Source organism: Bradyrhizobium sp. Kon10 (genome assembly GCF_055807395.1).
Window position 1 is genome coordinate 1 of record NZ_JBVVOZ010000263.1, and the last position, 261, is coordinate 261.

General features: G+C 62.5%; 1 pseudogene. It reads right to left on the minus strand.

From position 1 onward, the window contains the following. A pseudogene (locus AC0L2O_RS36955) lies at positions 1 to 196 on the minus strand (guanine deaminase); the annotation flags it as partial. Positions 197 to 261 lie beyond the last annotated feature (65 nt).

A 261-nucleotide genomic window follows, 5' to 3' on the forward strand; every position in this document is an offset into this window, starting at 1 on the left:
GATAATGCGTGACGTCGATGTCGGCGGGCAGGGTCGGCAGCAGGTCGCCGGCATGGCCAACCGCGCTGATCTGGCCGTTGTCGATCACCAGCAGGCCGTCTTCGAAATACTCGTAGGACGCGTCGATGCCGACCTCGGCGGGATCGGCGATGCTGTGCAGGATGGCGGCACGGTAGGCTTTGCGAGTCAAGGGCATGGTTATCTCAATTCTTGGCTTGGCTGCGGCGTGAGACCGGCAGCAATTTGGCAATGGGTTCGGCG